Origin of the sequence: Shewanella atlantica, from assembly GCF_003966265.1 — a bacterium.
In the GTDB taxonomy this organism is placed as follows: Bacteria; Pseudomonadota; Gammaproteobacteria; order Enterobacterales; family Shewanellaceae; genus Shewanella; species Shewanella atlantica.
The window spans coordinates 57,973-77,027 of record NZ_RXNV01000013.1; the positions used below are offsets into that span (position 1 = coordinate 57,973).

The 19,055-nt window shown below is 45.9% G+C and carries 16 protein-coding genes; 13 read left to right on the plus strand and 3 right to left on the minus strand.

What is annotated here, in order from left to right; genetic code table 11:
• Positions 1-2: 2 nt before the first annotated feature.
• Positions 3-1,139 carry a nickel-dependent hydrogenase small subunit gene (gene hyaA / locus EKG39_RS19120; protein WP_126507610.1) on the minus strand — a complete coding sequence of 379 codons (1,137 nt, stop codon included), beginning with the start codon at positions 1,137-1,139 and terminating at the stop codon, positions 3-5.
• 450 nt (positions 1,140-1,589) lie between these two features.
• Here hyaA and EKG39_RS19125 point away from each other — a divergent pair, with 450 nt between their 5' ends.
• The 9 genes from EKG39_RS19125 (at position 1,590) to EKG39_RS19165 (ending at position 11,987) form a co-directional block, all read left to right on the plus strand.
• Positions 1,590-2,006 carry a CBS domain-containing protein gene (locus EKG39_RS19125; protein ID WP_126507611.1) on the plus strand — a complete coding sequence of 139 codons (417 nt, stop codon included), beginning with the start codon at positions 1,590-1,592 and terminating at the stop codon, positions 2,004-2,006.
• Between the two features lie 361 nt (positions 2,007-2,367).
• Entirely contained in the window at positions 2,368-3,150 is a 783-nt protein-coding gene (locus EKG39_RS19130; RefSeq protein WP_185817655.1) for a substrate-binding periplasmic protein, read from the plus strand.
• A gap of 208 nt (positions 3,151-3,358) precedes the next feature.
• Entirely contained in the window at positions 3,359-7,240 is a 3,882-nt protein-coding gene (gene hrpA / locus EKG39_RS19135; RefSeq protein WP_126507613.1) for an ATP-dependent RNA helicase HrpA, read from the plus strand.
• A gap of 560 nt (positions 7,241-7,800) precedes the next feature.
• Positions 7,801-7,995, plus strand: coding sequence for a hypothetical protein (locus EKG39_RS23700; protein WP_185817656.1), 195 nt, complete (start codon positions 7,801-7,803; stop codon positions 7,993-7,995).
• Entirely contained in the window at positions 7,982-8,287 is a 306-nt protein-coding gene (locus tag EKG39_RS19145) for a chaperone NapD (RefSeq protein WP_126507614.1), read from the plus strand. Before EKG39_RS23700 ends, EKG39_RS19145 begins: the two co-directional genes overlap by 14 nt.
• Positions 8,284-10,773, plus strand: coding sequence for a nitrate reductase catalytic subunit NapA (gene napA, locus EKG39_RS19150; protein WP_126507615.1), 2,490 nt, complete (start codon positions 8,284-8,286; stop codon positions 10,771-10,773). The genes EKG39_RS19145 and napA overlap by 4 nt, the downstream gene beginning before the upstream one ends.
• A 12-nt stretch (positions 10,774-10,785) precedes the next feature.
• Positions 10,786-11,241, plus strand: a complete 456-nt coding sequence (locus tag EKG39_RS19155) for a nitrate reductase cytochrome c-type subunit (RefSeq protein WP_126507616.1) — start codon at positions 10,786-10,788, stop codon at positions 11,239-11,241.
• Positions 11,242-11,258: 17 nt separating this feature from the next.
• Positions 11,259-11,849, plus strand: coding sequence for a NapC/NirT family cytochrome c (locus EKG39_RS19160; RefSeq protein ID WP_126507617.1), 591 nt, complete (start codon positions 11,259-11,261; stop codon positions 11,847-11,849).
• 9 nt (positions 11,850-11,858) lie between these two features.
• On the plus strand, positions 11,859-11,987 hold the full coding sequence (locus EKG39_RS19165) for a TIGR02808 family protein (RefSeq protein ID WP_126507618.1): 129 nt from the start codon (positions 11,859-11,861) through the stop codon (positions 11,985-11,987).
• Positions 11,988-12,393: 406 nt separating this feature from the next.
• Here the strand turns inward: EKG39_RS19165 and EKG39_RS19175 are convergent, their stop codons facing one another.
• On the minus strand, positions 12,394-13,317 hold the full coding sequence (locus EKG39_RS19175; protein WP_126507619.1) for a LysR family transcriptional regulator: 924 nt from the start codon (positions 13,315-13,317) through the stop codon (positions 12,394-12,396).
• 326 nt (positions 13,318-13,643) lie between these two features.
• Between EKG39_RS19175 and EKG39_RS19180 the strand changes: the two genes are divergently transcribed.
• Entirely contained in the window at positions 13,644-15,365 is a 1,722-nt protein-coding gene (locus EKG39_RS19180; protein WP_126507620.1) for an ABC transporter substrate-binding protein, read from the plus strand.
• Positions 15,352-16,149: a substrate-binding periplasmic protein gene (locus tag EKG39_RS19185; protein WP_246028564.1), complete on the plus strand. Its 798-nt coding sequence runs from the start codon at positions 15,352-15,354 to the stop codon at positions 16,147-16,149. Before EKG39_RS19180 ends, EKG39_RS19185 begins: the two co-directional genes overlap by 14 nt.
• Positions 16,150-16,235: 86 nt before the next feature.
• Here EKG39_RS19185 and EKG39_RS19190 read toward each other — a convergent pair whose 3' ends face one another.
• Entirely contained in the window at positions 16,236-17,237 is a 1,002-nt protein-coding gene (locus EKG39_RS19190; protein WP_126507621.1) for a D-alanine--D-alanine ligase, read from the minus strand.
• Positions 17,238-17,490: 253 nt separating this feature from the next.
• On the opposite strand from EKG39_RS19190, the gene EKG39_RS19195 reads away from it, so the two are divergent.
• Together EKG39_RS19195 and EKG39_RS19200 are read left to right on the plus strand one after the other, a co-directional pair.
• The gene (locus EKG39_RS19195; RefSeq protein WP_126507622.1) at positions 17,491-17,958 is read left to right on the plus strand and encodes a MarR family transcriptional regulator; all 468 of its coding nucleotides are present in this window, start codon (positions 17,491-17,493) and stop codon (positions 17,956-17,958) included.
• 36 nt (positions 17,959-17,994) lie between these two features.
• Complete coding sequence (locus EKG39_RS19200) at positions 17,995-19,053, plus strand: HlyD family secretion protein (RefSeq protein WP_126507623.1); 1,059 nt, start codon at positions 17,995-17,997, stop codon at positions 19,051-19,053.
• Positions 19,054-19,055: the final 2 nt, after the last annotated feature.

Below are 19,055 nucleotides of genomic sequence, written 5' to 3' on the forward strand. Positions count from 1 at the left end.
GATTACTCCTCCAGTGGCTTGGCGAAAATGCTGGTAACGGCATGGGCGCCAATACCCACTGCAGTTGCTCCAAGAATGACGGCACCTACGGTGTCCGCAGTTGCATCAATTCCATGGAGGAGTTGTCTGCCAAGTGGCTTTTCAAAGTCAGCCATATCATCCCAGAAATTTGGCTCTGAGCAGCCCATACAACCATGTCCTGCAAGCACTGGCCAACTGGTATGATGGTTAAATCTTTCGGTAGGGCAGTTGTTGTAGGTATAAGGACCCTTACAACCGACCTTGTAGAGGCAGTAGCCCTCTTTAGCACCTTGATCGCCAAACTCTTCGACGAACTCACCGGCATCGAAACGACCACGACGTTCACAGTTATCGTGAACACGAGCACCGTAAGCCCATTTAGGGCGATTGAACATATCGAGCGCTGGAAGTTTGCCAAACATGATGAAATACATCAGTGTTCCGACAATGTTCTTCTCACTTGGAGGACAACCACCTAAGTTAATCACTGTCTTGTCTACAACTTCATGTACGCCTTTTGCACCGGTTGGGTTAGGCGAAGCGGCTTGAATACCACCGAAAGCTGCACAGGTACCTACCGAAATAATCGCCGCAGCGCCATCGGCAGCATGCTTGATGATTTCGAGGCCTGTGTGACCTTTACAACCAACAGTCAGGTAAGCACCGTTGTTTGCCGTAGGTACCGCACCTTCTACTGCAAGAAGGTAGTTGCCGTGGTAGGCCTCCATTGCGTGTTCAAGGTTCTCTTCAGCTTGCCAGCCTGCTGCGGCCATCAAGGTTTCATGGTATTCCAATGAAACATGATCGAAGATAAGAGAATCAAGATTAGGTGTATCGGTTCTTATTAAAGACTCAGAACAACCTGTACACTCGGCCATATGTAACCAGATTAACGGCACTCTATCGGCAAGTTCCGCGGCTTCCGCGACAAGCGTACTGAATGGAAGGGGTAGAGCAAGCATCGCTGTTACAGATGCACTCCACTTCATAAAATCACGGCGGGTGATGCCGTTTTCTTTCATTTTGCTAGTTAATGACTGTCCGTCTCGGGATTTGAGTTGGCGCAGCATATCCAAACGCGCCTGTCCCTGTCGATATAGGGCTGCATGTGTGTCCATGTTAAACCTTTGTTGTTGTTATGGAGTTGAATTGTTTTTGCTCACTTTTCAGAAACAAGTCTATGCCTAAAAAAATCGAGAATATTGACTCACATCAAGCTTTATCGTGCTTGAGACGAAAGTCGTGCATTAGATTTCATCAATATGAGCTAGATCATCTTTCAGCATTAATGTGGGTCAAAATGTCTCAGCCTGAAAATTTACCTGTTGATGCTCACATAAATAAAAATCAGTAAATCTAGTGATTTAAAGGGGAAAACCTGGTTTTTTAGACTGAATAAAACATGCATATTATAAGCAGTTTTGAAATGTTAACTATTTGGTTCACTTGTTATTTATTACACTAACCCAACAAAATTAATTATTTAGATTAGCTTTGTTGAATGTTTTCTATACAGCTTGTTAATTTATTATGTAAACTGAAGTTAAGACAAACCACAGGGGAAGAAAATGGATTCAATTAAAGTTACCGAATATATGGACCGTCAACCCGTGCTGCTTACACCCGAAATGTCGTTGGCTGCAGCGGTCGACGCCTTATTAGAGAAGAAAAAGCTGGGGGCACCTGTTGTAGATGCTTCGGGTCAACTCGTTGGTTTCCTGTCTCAACAGGATTGCATGTCTGTGATGCTAAAAAGCAGCTACCACTGTGATTTAGTGGCTAATGTAGAGGACTGCATGCGCAGCGATGTGCTCTGGGTATCACCCGATGACAGCGTTTTAAGGCTAGCGGAACAGATGTTGGGGCCTAAACCGAAAGTATACCCGGTCGTAGAAGAGGGTAAGGTGATTGGCACCATAAATCGCACCGATGTACTCAATGCCATCAACAAGTATATGCAGCAATGCTACCTCGCTCCGGCTTAGACTCTTTTTGTAACGAATATTTCTAATATAGTTAATCATTTATAGCTAAGCATTACTTCTGACTGCGGGCTTGCCCGCAGTGCCATATTTCAAACTTCCATTCTTTAATCTGCACTTCGATATCGCTAATCAAGCATTTATATAGACAATTATGAGGCTCATTGATCGGTGAGTCCTTTTTCTGTGGGCATTCCGGTCAGGGCAAATTTTCATATACCCAGCTATGCTAGATGAAAGATGGGGTTAACTGGTTCTCATCGCCTGTCACAGTCACAATGAACGATGCTTGGATATGTGCATTGAATAATTACCAAAGCCTCCTCTGAAAGGATTGTCAAAGTAGATGGTTTTAAGGATTATGATGAAAAAATTTCATATTTTCCTATTTCTAATGGCTAATCTGCTTATGGCTGCGCAGGGCACGGCAGAGGGCGCAGAACTTAAGTTTGTTACCCATGATTTTCCCCCTTTTAGTCATGAAAGTGGTGGGACGCTATCGGGAGCGGCTATCGATATTGTTCGTCAAACATGTAGCGAGATAGAGATAAGCTGTCCCATCGAACTATTACCCTGGAAACGATCGCAATTTAAAGTCAAAAGGGGGCAGGCACAGGCAATGTTCGTCATTGGCTGGAATAATAAACGTGACCAGTGGCTGACGTTTTCTCCACCGCTTTTAAAAACCCAGTATGGATTCTTCGTTAACAGAACTAACCCACTAGACTATCAGTCACTTTCAGACTTGGCCGGGGCTAAAGTAGGTGTGCTTGAATCATCTAATACCTCAGATCATCTTAAAAAGATCCGCCAGCAGATGATCGAGTTAAACCTCGACCCTATAACTATTCAAGGGATCCATGACAATAAGCTGGTGTTTAAGATGTTAGATAATGAAGGTCGCAATATTGAGATGATCTATTCCAACAGGGATGTAGGTAACACGGTTATAGCCCAATATGATTTGCAGAATATTCGTTATGCCGGCCCGAATGAAGAGCTGTATTATTATATCGGCTTTGGTCGCAAGCATGCGGATAAGGATCTGGTAGGTCGCTTTAACCGTGGTTTTATTAAGCTACAACAAACCGGTGTTATCCAAAGTATTTTGGCTGAGTATAATCTGCAATCAGTTGACCCCGACTGAGCAGTGGTGTCTCTTATATATGGCTTAGTCGTGGTAGCACTTCTGTTTGAGTTCTCATGTAGGTCACTACTATTGAGTGGACAGTTAGCTTATCTCTCTTCACTGAGGGCTCGATGATACCCGTAATTTACGGCCAATAGAGTAAATTTTCCATACCAATAACCGCTTATCCTTGCTAGGATCCCTTTTTTGATCCTGGTAATGGAATCTGGACTTGAGTTCGCAACAACACCCTCTATCGAATACATATCTAAAACAGTGCTATCAAGCCGATGCTTCTCGCATAAGACGACGCCTTTACAGACTCAATAAAGAGGCCGATTCAGATAAGAAACGTCTCACACTCGAGAAGCTTGAAGCACAAGCGGTTGAAGCCTTTGAGAAGGTAGAGCGGAGACGTCAAGGGCGTCCGGAAATAAGTTATCCTGAAAGTCTGCCCATCTCACAGAAGCGTGAAGAGATTGCCAGGGCTATTGCGGGTCACCAGGTTGTGATTATTGCCGGTGAAACGGGATCGGGAAAAACGACTCAGTTACCTAAAATCTGCCTCGAGTTGGGTTTAGGTTGTCGTGGCTTGATTGGTCATACTCAGCCAAGACGATTAGCTGCCCGGAGTGTCGCCAGTCGAGTCGCCGATGAGCTTAAGAGCCCGCTGGGTGAGGTCGTTGGTTTTAAAGTTCGATTTGCCGATGCTATCAATAGCGACTCTTATATCAAGTTAATGACTGATGGTATCTTGCTGGCCGAACTTACCAACGATAAATTCCTGGTTCAGTATGACACTATCATCATTGATGAGGCCCATGAGCGTAGCCTCAATATCGACTTCATCTTAGGTTATCTGAAAAATGTCCTGAAGAAGCGGCCCGATCTTAAGGTGATTATCACCTCGGCAACTATCGATCTCGACAAGTTTTCAAAGCACTTCGGTGATGCACCTGTCATCGAGGTATCGGGGCGAACCTATCCGGTTGAGACCCGTTTCAGACCACTGGTGCGTGATAGTGATGAAGATCTGGACCTTACCGAAGGGATATTTGAAGCGGTCGACGAACTGACAGCGGAAGGACCGGGTGACATTCTCATCTTTATGAATGGCGAGCGTGAAATTCGCGATGTGGCCGATCAGTTAAACCGACGTCAATATCGAGATACCGAGATATTACCTCTCTATGCTCGCCTCTCTTATGGCGAGCAATCGAAAGTGTTTAAGAGCCATGTGGGTCGCCGTATCGTCCTGGCCACCAACGTGGCCGAGACCTCCTTGACGGTACCCGGCATTCGATACGTTATCGATCCAGGTACGGCGCGTATCAGTCGCTACAGTTATCGCACTAAGGTTCAGCGCCTGCCAATTGAGCCCATCTCACAAGCCAGTGCCAATCAGAGGCAGGGGCGTTGTGGTCGTGTGGCACCGGGGATCTGTATTCGGCTTTACGCCGAAGATGATTTTACCAGCCGTCCGGAATTTACCGATCCTGAGATCCTGCGTACCAACCTGGCGTCCGTTATCCTGAAAATGCTTTCGATAGGTCTTGGTGACATAGAAGCTTTTCCATTTATTCAGCCACCGGATCAGCGTTATATCCGGGATGGTTTTTTGCTACTCGAAGAGTTAGAAGCCGTTCAGAAAGCCAAAGGTCGTTTAGGATTAACACCACTGGGCAAGCAGTTAGCTCATATCCCTGTGGACCCTCGACTGGCGCGGATGGTTATTCAGGCCAATCAAAATGGCTGTCTGCATGAGGCACTGGTTATCACCTCGGCGTTATCGATACAAGATCCACGCGAACGTCCGATGGATAAGAAGCAGGCGGCCGATGAAGTCCACAAGAAGCACAGTGACAAGAATTCTGACTTCGTCTCTTTCGTCAACCTGTGGGACCATCTTAAGGTTCAGCAGAAACAATATTCTTCCAGCCAATTCAGAAAGCAGTGTAAGAAGGAGTTTCTCGCTTACCTGAGGGTACGTGAGTGGCAAGATCTCTACGTTCAGTTGAAGCAGGCAGTACATGATCTAAAATGGCGTCTCAATACTGAACCCGCCGATTATGAACTGTTGCATAAAGCCTTGCTGACAGGCTTGCTCAGCCATGTAGGCTTTAAAGATAAAGACAATGAATATTTAGGGGCTCGTAACCGTAAATTCTTCGTGTTTCCCGGTTCGCCTCTGGCGAAGAAGGGGCCGAAATGGATCATGGCGGCAGAACTGACCGAAACCTCGCGCCTGTTTGCCCGTTGCTGTGCCAAAATTCAACCGGAATGGATCGAGCCGTTAGCCGGACATCTGGTGAAGAAAAATTACCTTGAGCCTCATTTTGAAGCCAAACAGGGCAGTGTTGTAGCACTCGAAAATCAAGTCTTGTATGGCCTTACTATTGTTAATCGTCGCAAGACACAATACGGACCGGTGAACGCCGTTGAAGCTCGTGAGATCTTTATTCGTAGTGCCTTAGCCGATGGCGAGCTAAAAACCAATGAATCTTTCTTCATTAAAAACCGAAGCTTACTTAAAGAAGTTGAGGCCTTAGAGCACAAGTCGCGTCGTCGTGACATCCTGGTCGACGAGCAGGTTTTAGTCGACTTCTATGAGCCGCGCATTCCTGAGGGGATCTATAACGCGCCTAAGTTTTTCAGTTGGTGGAAGGTCGAACGTAAAAAGAGTCCGGATCTATTGGACTTCGAACGTGAGCAGTTGATGCAGCGTGGCGATAGTCATATCTCTGCTCTGGATTTTCCGGATTTCTGGCATCAGGGTAACCTTAAGTTATCTGTTAGCTATCATTTTGAGCCTTCGGCTGAAGATGACGGCGTTGCGATTCATGTGCCGGTAGCCCTGCTTAATCAGATCGAAGATGTGGATTTTGACTGGCAGGTGCCGGGCCTCAGGGAGGAGAAGTGCATTGCACTGATTAAATCCCTGCCTAAAGCGATACGCCGTAACTTTGTTCCTGCACCGGATTATGCCAAAGCCTGTATGCAGGCCATGAAACCTTTCGAGATGAGTTTAATCGATGCTATGTGCAAGCAGTTGCTTCGCATGAGTGGTGTGCGTGTCGGTGCTGAAGCGTTCGATGTTAGCCAGTTGAGTAAACATCTGCTGATCAACTTCAAAGTAGAAGATGACAAAGGTAAGTTGGTTGCTCAGTCCCGTGACATTGAACAGCTCAAAGCCAGTTTGCAGGGGGAGGTTTCTCACGCTATTCGTCAGGTGGCGGACTCGGGGATCGAAAAATCTGATCTGATAGAGTGGTCTTTCGGCGATCTGCCGAGCCAATTCCAGCAGAAGAAAGGGAACTTCGAGGTTAAAGCTTTCCCTGCTCTGGTTGATGACAGAGAAAGTGTATCGATCAAATTGTTCGATGATGAGAATGAAGCGATTCGGGCACACCGCTCGGGTCTGCAACGCCTCTTGTTGATCAACATCCCCTCACCGGTGAAACATCTGCAAAAAACCTTGCCTAATAAGGCGAAGTTGGCGATGTACTTTAATCCATTTGGCCAGGTACAGATTTTAATCGATGATATTTTAGCGGCTGCTGTGCAGCAGTTACTCGATGAGAAAGGCGTCGATGTTCGCTCACAGAGCAACTTCGAACAGGCGAAAGACTGGGTCAGGCAGGAGCTCAACCCAACAGCTGCAAAACTTGCGTTAAAAGTCGAAGAGATACTGACGCTCTACCAGAAGATCAAGAAGCGATTGAAGGGCAAGATAAGTCTGGATATCGCCTTTGCTATGAGTGACATTCAAACGCAACTGGACCAGTTGGTATTTAAGGGCTTCGTTGAACGATGCGGCTGGCAGCGTCTTCCGGATATGGTGCGCTATCTGAAGGCCATCGATAACCGATTAGATAAGCTACCGGTTGACCCGAATCGAGACCGACTCCATATGCAAAGTATCAATAATGTTCAAAAGGAGCTCGAGGCACAACTGGCTAAGATCCCCAGATCGGTTGCTACACCAGAGTCACTGCTCGACGCGCGTTGGATGATTGAGGAGTATCGGGTTTCATGTTTTGCTCAGGTACTAGGCACGGCTTATCCGATCTCTGAAAAGCGGATTTTGAACCGAATTAAAGAGAGTTAAGCTCTTCTTTCCTCTCTCAACAAACGTTCGCTTTGTACAGAAAAAGCGCAGAATTATTTTCTGCGCTTTTTTTATTTCAGCCGGATTTAGCCCCATCTCTGTCCTTGAATCAAAGCCGTTTCTCTCCTCATCTGCCTGCGGCTTCTATCATCACGGGCTTAAGCATATGTTAAACGCTTTATTTTTAAACACACCTTTTGTGAGCCATGTATCCATTTAGCGATAGCTTTACATCTGATTAACCAGCTGGTAGGGAACTATTGTGACTTGGATCACGTTAAAACATGTTCTAGATCATGGTAATTATTTGAATGTTTGATTTTTAAGCTAAAATAGATGGATGCTTTTGTTGATCTGTATCAAGTTTTACATAAGAATGGTGACGCATGTCATGCTGCATGAGCTTTACCAAGTTAGAGGTATACAGCTTGCTAACTCATTACGAGTACTATTTTCGTCAAGTTAACAACTTGGTTGAAATATTACATATCAACCATCAAATTTGAGTCAAAAATGATGGCTCACCATGTGCAGGGCTTTCGCCCCACGTTGGAGGACTTATGAGTTCCAGTGCCGAAGCAGAGAGCGAAGAAGAGAAAAGTGTACAGCTTAAAACCTTTATTTTTCTCACCGTCTTTCTCGCTCCTTTTGTATCGGTACATTTGGGATTGGGATTTTCATCTCTAGTCGTCCAATCTGCACCATTTCAGAATTTTTCCAAGATAGATAAGGAACGCCCACATGTCGTTAGCTGAGGCGCATATCTCAAGCCTACTAGTCCAGGTTAGCCCTGAGCACTTAAATACAACGAAAAAGCTCATAGAAGAGTTTGAAGAAGCCGAAATTTATGGCGTTAATGAAGTCGGAAAAATTGTTGTTGTCTTAGAGACCCAAACACAAGGCTTTATTACTGACGTGATTGAAAAAATAAATAATATGCCAGGAGTGCTTGGTGCAACAATGGTTTATCACCAAATTGATGTCGAACCAGATACCAGCAATCAAACGCCTGATAACAAATATAATGTTAGCGAGGAACAAGTATGAAAATGTCCAGACGTGAGTTTATCAAAGCAAATGCAGCAGCTTCAGCTGCAGCGCTTGCTGGTGTGACTCTTCCCGCCACAGCAACGAACTTAATCGCATCAAGCCAAGAGTCAAAAATTCATTGGGATAAAGCACCTTGCCGTTTTTGTGGTACTGGTTGCTCCGTACTTGTTGGTACTCAGGAAGGTAAAGTTGTTGCCACCCAAGGTGACCCAGAAGCTCCTGTAAATAAAGGCCTTAATTGTATTAAAGGTTACTTTCTTTCAAAAATTATGTATGGCTCAGACAGGTTAACTCAGCCGCTGTTACGTCAAACTAATGGTAAGTTTGATAAGAACGGTGATTTTGCTCCAGTAAGCTGGGATCAAGCTTTCGATATCATGGCTGAGAAGTGGAAAACGGCTTTAAAAGAGAAAGGGCCTACCAGTGTGGGTATGTTTGGCTCTGGTCAGTGGACGGTAATGGAAGGCTATGCTGCATCTAAGATGATGAAAGCAGGTTTCCGCTCTAACAACATCGACCCTAACGCGCGTCACTGTATGGCCTCTGCTGTTGGCGGCTTTATGCGTAGCTTTGGTATCGATGAACCTATGGGCTGTTATGATGACTTCGAAGAAGCCGATGCCTTCGTATTATGGGGCTCTAATATGGCAGAGATGCATCCTATTTTATGGAGTCGCATCACCGACCGTCGCTTAAGTCACCCTCATGTTAAAGTGAACGTCTTATCAACCTATTACCATCGTTCATTTGAGCTTGCTGATAAAGGTTTTATCTTTAAGCCACAGTCAGACTTAGCTATTGCCAACTTTATTGCTAACTACATTATTGAAAACGACGCAGTAAATTGGGACTTTGTTAATAAGCACACTCATTTCAAGCAAGCCACTACAGATATTGGTTACGGTTTAAGAGACGAGCACCCGCTACAGAAAAAGGCTGCTAACCCTAACGTTGGTAAAGTTCAAGCTATCGACTTTGAGCAGTACAAAAAATCCGTTGCGCCATATACAGCCGCAAAGACTGCCGAGATGACAGGGCTTAGCGAAGATCAGCTTGTGACTCTGGCTAAGCAGTTTGCCGATCCTAAGATTAAGGTGATGTCACTTTGGACCATGGGTATGAACCAACACACTCGTGGTGTATGGATGAACTCACTGGTTTATAACATCCACCTACTTGTTGGAAAAATATCACAGCCAGGTAATGGACCATTCTCACTGACGGGTCAGCCATCGGCTTGTGGTACAGCACGTGAAGTGGGAACTTTCTCACACCGTTTACCTGCAGATATGGTTGTTGCTAACCCTAAGCACCGTAAACTTGCTGAGAAATTATGGAAGATCCCTGAAGGTACGATTCCACCAAAGCCTGGCTTCCATGCCGTTTTACAAGACCGTAAGCTTAATGATGGTGCGCTTAATGCCTATTGGACTATGTGTAACAACAACATGCAGGCCGGTCCAAACATCAATGAGGAGCGCTTACCGGGTTACCGTAATCCAGATAACTTTATCGTCTGCTCAGACCCTTACCCAACAGCAACTGCACAAGCCGCTGATTTGATTCTTCCAACAGCGATGTGGGTAGAGAAAGAGGGCGCTTATGGTAATGCTGAACGTCGTACACAGGTTTGGTACCAGCAAGTTGCGGCTCCAGGTGAAGCTAAATCGGATCTGTGGCAGATAATGGAATTTGCGAAGCGCTTCAAAATTGAAGAAGTGTGGAGTGAAGAGCTTATCGCTAAGATGCCAGAAGTACGTGGCAAAAACATGTGCGAAGTGCTGTTTGAAAACGGCCAAGTGAACAAGTTCCCATTATCAGAGGCTCAAGCGCTGAATGATGATGCGAAAGATCAAGGTTACTACGTACAGAAAGGTATGTTCGAAGAGTATGCAAGCTTTGGTCGCGATCATGGTCATGATCTAGCCCCATACGATCGCTACCATCAAGAGCGAGGTTTACGCTGGCCTGTAGTCGATGGTAAAGAGACTAAGTGGCGCTTTAAAGAGGGTTCAGATCCTTATGTAGGTAAAGGCAAAGGTTTTGAGTTCTATGGTAAGCCAGATGGTAGAGCATGGATCATCTCAGCTCCATATGAGGCACCACCAGAGTCTCCAGATGATGAGTTCAACCTGTGGTTATGTACTGGCCGTGTATTAGAGCATTGGCATACAGGTACCATGACACGCCGTGTCCCCGAGCTTTACAAGGCCGTGCCTGATGCACTTTGTTTCATGCATCCGGATGATGCTAAATCACATGGTGTACGCCGTGGTGATGAAGTGTTAATGAGCAACAAACGTGGTGAGGTCCGTGTGCGTGTTGAGACAAGAGGTCGTAACCGTCCACCAAAAGGCTTAGTGTTTGTTCCATTTTTCGATGCTCGTATTCTAGTCAACAAGCTGATTTTAGATGCAACTGACCCTCTGTCAAAACAGACAGATTTTAAAAAGTGTCCAATAAAAATTACTAAAGTGGGATAAGGCGGGTTTAACATGAACAAGTTACTTTTATTAACAATCAGTTTGAACTTAGTCCTGATAAGTGCTTTTGCTATCAGTGAGGAACGTGGCATCGGTGGTGTTGAGTCTTTGCGCGGGAGTGCTGAGTTAGAAACAACAAGAGCCGCCGATCCTTTGAAGAGAGTACCCCGTGACCAGGTGGATATTGAAAGCAGTTATGTCTTTCAGCCACCACTGATCCCTCATCACATCAGAAGCTATGAAGTCTCTCTTAATGCAAATAAGTGCTTATCATGCCATGGCTGGAAAAATGCCAAGCAGATGGGAGCCACGAAAATCAGTGTGACTCACTTTACTAATCGAAACGATGAAGTGTTGGCTGATGTTTCTCCCAGAAGATACTTTTGCTTGCAGTGCCACGTGACACAATCAGATGCGAAACCGTTAGTGGGTAATACCTTCGAACGTGTTCAGTCACTGCAAAAATAAAATAGGCAGGTAATAATATGAAATGGATTATTAACGCCTTAAAAGGCTTCTGGGGCATATTGAGGCGGCCCAGTAAAGCCGCTGTAGGTATCGTTCTATTTATGGGCTTTGCAGGTGGACTGATATTCTGGGGTGCATTTAACACAGGTATGGAAGCGACAAACACTGAAGAGTTTTGTTCTGGATGTCACGCGCCAATAGTGGCAGAAATTCAAGAAACTATTCACTACGCAAACCGCTCTGGTGTTCGTGCTATCTGTTCAGATTGTCACGTACCTCATGCTTGGACGGATAAAATTGTGCGTAAGGTTCAGGCTTCTAAAGAGCTGTTTGCATATTTTGTTACTCAAACCATTAACACACCAGAGAAGTTCAAAGAGCGACGCGCTCATTTAGCCGAAAGGGAGTGGGCAAGGCTGAAAAAGAACGACTCTTTAGAGTGTCGTAACTGTCATAACTTTGATTATATGGACTTCTCAGAGCAGAGCCCACGCAGTGTAAGACAGCACTCTACTGCTCTTGCCAGTGGTGACAATACTTGTGTGGATTGCCATAAAGGTATCGCGCATAAGCTGCCAGATATGCATAAAGTTGACGGTTGGCAATAAGGAGCCTACATGAGTACATTAGAGAGTGTTATTTGGCATGTTCTTGGCTACAGCGCCATGCCTGTCATTATATTAGCGGGATTTGCAGTGGTTGCTGCAGCCTCTATTTGGATTCTTTCCAAAACAGCAGATAAGTAATACCAAGCAGTATAAGAAAGGGATCTACTCAGCGTGTTTTTTGGCAACTAATTCAAGGCGAATGGATGATGGAATGGTTGTTCCCTTGTGAGGCCATTCAACGCAGAAGTTGGCAGCCAAAAACACGCCTAACAGGCGAGTTTTAGCGCATCGGGTGCTGTGTTAACGAGCTTGAGCGTAGAACAACTATGCGCTTCACTCGTTGCCTTGCCTCTGAAGCGCTAAATTCTCGCTGAGCGATCACATCTTTATACTGATTGGTATAAGCACTTATACCGATTGGTATAAAAATATAAGATGCAATAAACCTAAAAGCCTGACTTTAATCTTAAAGTCAGGCTTTTTTATTCGCTGCGCTTCACTGAACTAACTCTTAGGTCATAATGCGCGCCTAGCGCCTAGAGCACTAGACTTGCTGTACCGATTCAATGATCATCTCTCTAAGCCAGCGATGGCTTGGGTCGAAATCAAAATGTTTGTGCCAAAGTAGCACATAAGCACCGGGCACCAGTTCCAGGGGGATATCTAAGGTCGTCAGCGAAAATTGATGGCTCATCTGGGCGGCGTATTTGGCCGGGCAACAAAGCAGCAGCTCACTATTTTCACACAAGTGCATGGCGCTGTGAAAATCAGTTAAATTTACTGCAATATCCCGCTTTTGATGTTCCAGATTAAGAACATCATCTAGTAACCAATGCTCAAAACCACCAAAAGTAACCTGAAGGTGACGGTATTTTAGAAAGGTCTCTAAATTCCAGGGCTCATTAAGCAAGGGATGCTTACTACTGACCAGACAGACCGGGTGATCACGCAGCAGCTCCACATAGTTAAGATCGCCGGGAATATTATTCATGTGCAACAATGAACGTTTATCCCACTCCCGGCAGGCGATCCCCAGATCTATTTCGCAGCGAAGTAGCTTATCCATACTCTCTGTGTGCCAGGTTTGGCTATCCAGTTTGATACCGGGCGCTTGCTGCAATAGCTCTGGCATAAAATGTGGGTAGGTTAACGAGTAAGCCGTCTCAACAATATTGAGTCTGAATTTTCTCTGGCTTAACTCAGGCTCAAATTCATCTGGTCGGGTTAATTGGGCGACCTGATTGAGTACTTGTCGCAGATCCGGGGCCAGCAGCATTGCCTTAGGGGTGGGCCTCAATCCATAAGCCGTTCTTTCAAAGAGCGGGTCATCGAAAGTGAGTCTCAACCTGGCGAGCTGTTTACTTACCGCCGATTGACTCAAATGAAGCCTGGCTGCCGCTGCGGTGACACTTTGCTCTTCCAGTAAAACTTCAAGGACGCTTAGCAGGTTAAAGTCGAAATTTTTCAATCTGTTACCGTTTTATAAACTTAAGTTGAACGTTCAGGTCTGTTGACCTTTCATTATTTGAAACTTGTTGCCTCAGGGAAGGCCGATAGAGGCGTGGAATCTATCGTCTGGTTATTCCAGCTATGCCTACACTTTCTCATCATAGAGGGTTTCTGAATAAGGGGAAAGCCGTTAAATATAGTGTCGATTGGGATTGCTTCGTATAAAGACAGGAATACCACTATTTATTTCACATGTAACTCTTCTGCTTTAATTGACAGAAATAACACTGTTAATCCATAGTTATAAGGTTTGGTGTTAGTTTTAACTATCATTGGAGTACGCGAGTGTCCGATATCCGACAGAATAAGCTATTCACTCTCCTGTTGCTGTGCATTGTATGGTTAAGCTTTGATGCGCATGCTTTGTTCGATCCTAAGATGAAAGCCGCAGAGTATTGGGTCACCAATGAGTTTCAACCCTCTACCTTGACTCAAGTCGAGCAGATGCAGGAGATGAGTTGGTTTGTTGAGGCCAGTAAGCCCTATTTCGGCTTGCAGATCCGGGTGGTGTCGGAGCGAATCGCCACCCACGGCTATGAAGCCAGCGTACTGGCAAAAGCATTCTTTGAAATAACCGGCATTCATGTCGTCCATGAATTAACCGGTGAAGATGATGTCATCAACAAACTTTCCGCGCAGATCTTTACCCAACAGAATCTCTACGATGCCTACATCAATGACAGCGACCTGATTGGTACCCACTTCAGGTCCAATGCCGTGCTTCCTCTGTCTGATTTTATGAAGCAGGAGGGGGAGGCTGTCACTCTCCCCACATTAGATCTGCAAGACTTTATCGGCCTAAAGTTTACCACCGGGCCGGATGGCAAGTTATATCAACTGCCGGATCAGCAGTTTGCGAACCTCTATTGGTACAGGCATGACTGGTTTAACCGGGAAGATTTTAAGCAACGCTTTAGATTGCGATATGGCTATGAACTTGGGGTGCCCCAGAACTGGCAAGCATACGAAGATATCGCCGAGTTTTTCAGTGACGACGTTAAAGAGATAGATGGGTCACGAGTCTATGGGCATATGGATTACGCCAAAACCGATCCATCACTTGGCTGGCGAATGTCAGATGCCTGGCTATCTATGGCGGGAGTGGGAGATAAGGGGCTACCTAACGGACTACCGGTGGATGAGTGGGGGATCAGAGTCGAGCAGTGTCGTCCGGTAGGGGCGAGCGTGGAACGAGGTGGCGCCTTAAACGGCCCGGCTTCTGTGTATGCGGTCGACAAGTTTATCTATTGGTTGAATCGTTTTGCGCCAGAGGAGTCTATCGAGCTTAACTTCACTCAGGCAGGAGAGTGGCCGGGTAAGGGTCTTATCGCTCAACAGATATTTTGGTATACCGCATTTGTCGCCGATCTCACTAAGCCAGATTTGCCGGTGATGAATAGCGATGGCACGCCTAAGTGGCGTGTCGCACCATCGCCTGTGGGAAAATATTGGCAAGATGGGATGAAGTCGGGTTATCAGGATACCGGCGCATGGACCCTGTTAAAAAATACCCCGTTAGAAAGGCAGCAAGCCGCCTGGCTCTATGCCCAATTTGTCGTGTCTAAAACCGTGTCACTTAAAAAAACCTTAGTGGGGTTAACGCCTATTCGCCTGTCAGATATTGAATCGGATGTGATGACACAAAGAGCGCCTTATCTGGGGGGCTTGGTCGAGTTCTACCGGAGTCGAGGCAGAGATGTGTGGACGCCTACCGGAACCAATGTGCCCGACTATCCTGGCCTGGCAAATTACTGGTGGCACTATATTTCACAGATCATCGAGGGCAAGGTGACGGTACAGAAAGGGATGGATAACTTTGCCGTCGCGGTAGACAAACGATTGAAGCTTATCGGCGCAAGGGCGGATATGAAGTGCGCTCCAAAATTAAACCCTGTTTCAAAGAGGGAGGTCTGGCTGAATGCTCCAGGTGCGCCTAAACGTGAAATATCCGCTTCTCAAGTGGGAAAGACACTTTCCTACGAGGAGGCTATCAATGTGTGGAAATAGCCGGAACTGGGCCATTAAAGGGGTAAGGTCGGCGATAGCCAATTCTTGCAGCAAATTATGTTCAGCGCTGCTCCTTGGGGGCGGGATCCTTTGTGCGATACTGACAAGCACAAGTTTGCAGGCCGAAACAATTGAGGTGTTAACTTACGAAGAGTCTCCCTTTGCGGTGAAAGTAGGTAAGACTCATCACGGCCTACTAGTAGACATGCTCAAAGAGATGTTTTCACGAACCTCACTCGACTACAACCTCAGATTTATTCCCCTGAAAAGGGCGATCATCACCACGGAACGAACGCCCGGGTATTGTGTGTTACCGGTCGCAAGAAGTCAGGAACGTGAGGCTCACTTTCGGTGGATAAGCCCTGTATTGGTGTCAAGGTACGGGCTTTTCAGCCGCAGCAATCAAACTATCCCTCTGACAAGTTTAAGTGATGCAAAATCCTATAAAATTGGCAGCTTTCTGGGAAGTGGCATAGGTGAGTACTTAATTGACTTAGGATATGATGTGGAACTGGCATCGGTGAGCGCACAAAATTTGCGTAAGCTTAAACGAGCTAGGATAGATCTTTGGGCTGCAGAGCTTGTCAGCGCCCAAGAGCAGATGCAAAAGCAGGCGATAAATTTTGGCGTCCCCGAGCTGATTTTTTATACTTCTCTTCGCGCCATGGCATGTAATAAAGAGATACCGCGTGATCAAACATTAGCGTTAGAAAATGCCCTTAAGTCTATGTATAGGGATGGCTATATGAGTCGACTCTACCTAGAGTACGGGGTTAAAATTTAACGCTCTACATTCTTGGGTGATAAATTTTAGGTCGATATTAGAAAAGCCAGACAGAGTCTGGCTTTTTTGTCTTTTAAATCTGTAGGCTAGATCAGTTGAGCCTTAATGTTTCGCACCAGATATTCACTGAAGTTATCGCCGTGATTTTGTAGCATCTTAGGGAACATTGAGATAGGGGTGAGTCCGGGAAAAGTATTAATTTCGTTAAGGAGAATCTCATTCTCATCGGTCAGGAAGAAATCTATACGAGAAAGATGGCTCAGCTTCATCCCTTTAAAAACCTTAACGGCATATTCGCGGATCTCGGCACTCAACTCATCACTGATATCGGCTTCGACCTTAGTTTCGGCCTGACTGTCGGCAGCATACTTCTCATCGAAGGTATAAAAGGTATTACCGGCACAGATGATTTCGCCGGGCTTTGTTGCAACTATCTCGCCGTCCAACTCATAGGCGGCGACTTCCAGCTCCCGAGCGTGAATGGTTTTCTCAACGACCACATAGGGCGAGTAGGAGAAGGCTTCCTTCAATGAGCTCGCCAGCTCCTCCTTGCTGTCGACACGGTAACAGCCCACTGATGAACCTTGAGATGCGGCCTTGATGAACACTGAGCCCCAATTATCTAATGCCTGCTCAGTTTGAGTTATGGCATCGTCATTAAATTCGTTAAGAAAAATATAGGGGGTGTTAGGAATACCAAGCGCGCTGAACCACATCTTGGCGGTGACCTTATTGAAACAGTTTCTACTGGCTTCAGAGTCACAGCCGAAATAGGGCAGGTTGATCAATTCAAAATAGGATTGAATATCGCCTGTTTCTCCGGGGTAGCCATGAATGCAAGGGATCACATAATCGACAGGCCAGGGGACCTTGGATTGATCTTCGAATCTTATCTGTTTGCGGTTGGTCAGTTCGCAATTATCACCCTCTTTGGTGTGATAATGCCCATCGGCATCCAACTCGACCCGTAAAACATTAAAGTCATCGATGTCAGCGAGTGAAGTTTCAAAAAAGTTTGCCGATAACAGGGAGATCGCATGCTCATCTCCGCCACCGCCACATAACAAAAGTAGATTCGTTTGGCTCATTGTATCTTCATCTCCGACCTATAAATATATTTGCAGAGTCACTATGGCGTAACCGATATTTATTGCAACCTCGAAGCACTAACTTCTCATTTAAATGGCGATTTAATATCCCGATCCCCATCTGTTGGTAGCCTCTGCCTGTGTTGTTTCCTCTTCGGAGGGAGGGCAAGCATCGGCTGGGCATACTCCTAATATTTACTTAGCGTGCGAAGCAATATATAATGCTTCGCACGCTAACTAAATAGAGACGCATATGGTTGATGATATAAAAATTCTTAAGGAGCTTTCTCTCGCCGAGCAATTGAGGCGGGTAGCCCGTTTATGGCGAAACGTAGCCGATAAAGAGTTGGCGCCGTTAGGTCTTACCCATCCGCGCTGGACGGCACTGTGGAAGTTGCAGAACCTCAATGACAATGTGAGTCAAAAGGTGCTGGCAAATGCCCTGGAAATTGAACTGGCATCCTTAATGCGCACATTGAGTCAACTAGAGGATCAAAACCTCATCGTGCGTTACTGCAGTGAAACAGATAAGCGTGTGCGAATTGTAAGCCTGACTGATGAAGGTAAGAGCATGATCACAAAGGTGGAAGCGCGTATTTTACAGATCCGTAAAAACCTTATGGCGGGGGTCAGCGAAGAGGAGCTGAACCAATTTAAGCGTACCATCGAGCTTATTGCTCACAATGCGTTAGCGCAACTAAACGAAAGTGAACAAGACTAAATACTATTGAATATCACCATCAAGGGGAGGAATTAGATGACACCAGATCAAAAATTTGCACGTTGGATCAAGTTATCAATGTTAGTTTTTGTAATGATTTTTTCATATTTTATTTTAGCCGATTTTAATATGCCACTGACCCAGCAGGCGATGGCAACCAGAGATGTGACTAAGGTGGCACCTCGGGTAAATGGGCATATTATCGATATCAACGTTAAAAACAATCAAGTGGTACGCAAAGGGGATATTCTGTTTTATATCGATCCAACTCCCTACCAGCTCAACGTAGAGAAGGCGTCGCTTAATCTTGAACAGACACGAAAGTCCAATGCCGAGTTGGACGCATCTCTTGCGGCAGCGGCAGCAGAGGTCAAAGCCAGCAGCATAATAGCGTTGCAGAAGCAAGCAGACGCTAAACGGGTTAATTCTCTTTTCGATCGTAATGGCGTCTCACAACAGCAAAAAGACAGCCTGGAAAGTGATGCGACGGCTGCGAAAGCTAATCTATTGGCAAGCAAGGCCCGATTAAAAGAGTTAACCGTACGCCGCGGTGAAGTTAATGAAAACAACGTTAATCTACGTGTCGCGGTCAATCAGCTAAAACAAGCTGAGCTAAATCTTTCTTACACTCAGGTCAGAGCCGAGCAAGATGGTACAGTTACGAATCTTCAGCTTCAGGCTGGCGCCTACGCCAGCGCAGGGCAACCTCTGCTCGCTTTGGTCTCATCAAAGATAGATATCATCGCAGACTTTCGTGAGAAGAGTTCACGTAAGGCGGTCAATGGTAGCCGTGCTCTGGTTGCCTTTGACGGAGAGCCAGGCCAATTATATCCTGCGGTGATCTCCAGTAAAGATGCGGGAGTGAGTGTCGGTCAGTTTGATGCTAATGGTCAGTTAGCGACGCCGACAGAATCCAATCGGTGGGTCCGTGATGCCCAGCGTATGCGTCTTCACCTGAACTTAGACGTGCCCTATCCGGACATGTTGCCATCGGGGGCGCAGGCCACGGTTCAGCTGCTGCCTGATAATGCCGTCTTTTGTCTGCTGGCAAGGGTACAAATTCGCCTGCTGAGTTACCTGCACTATATCTACTAGGA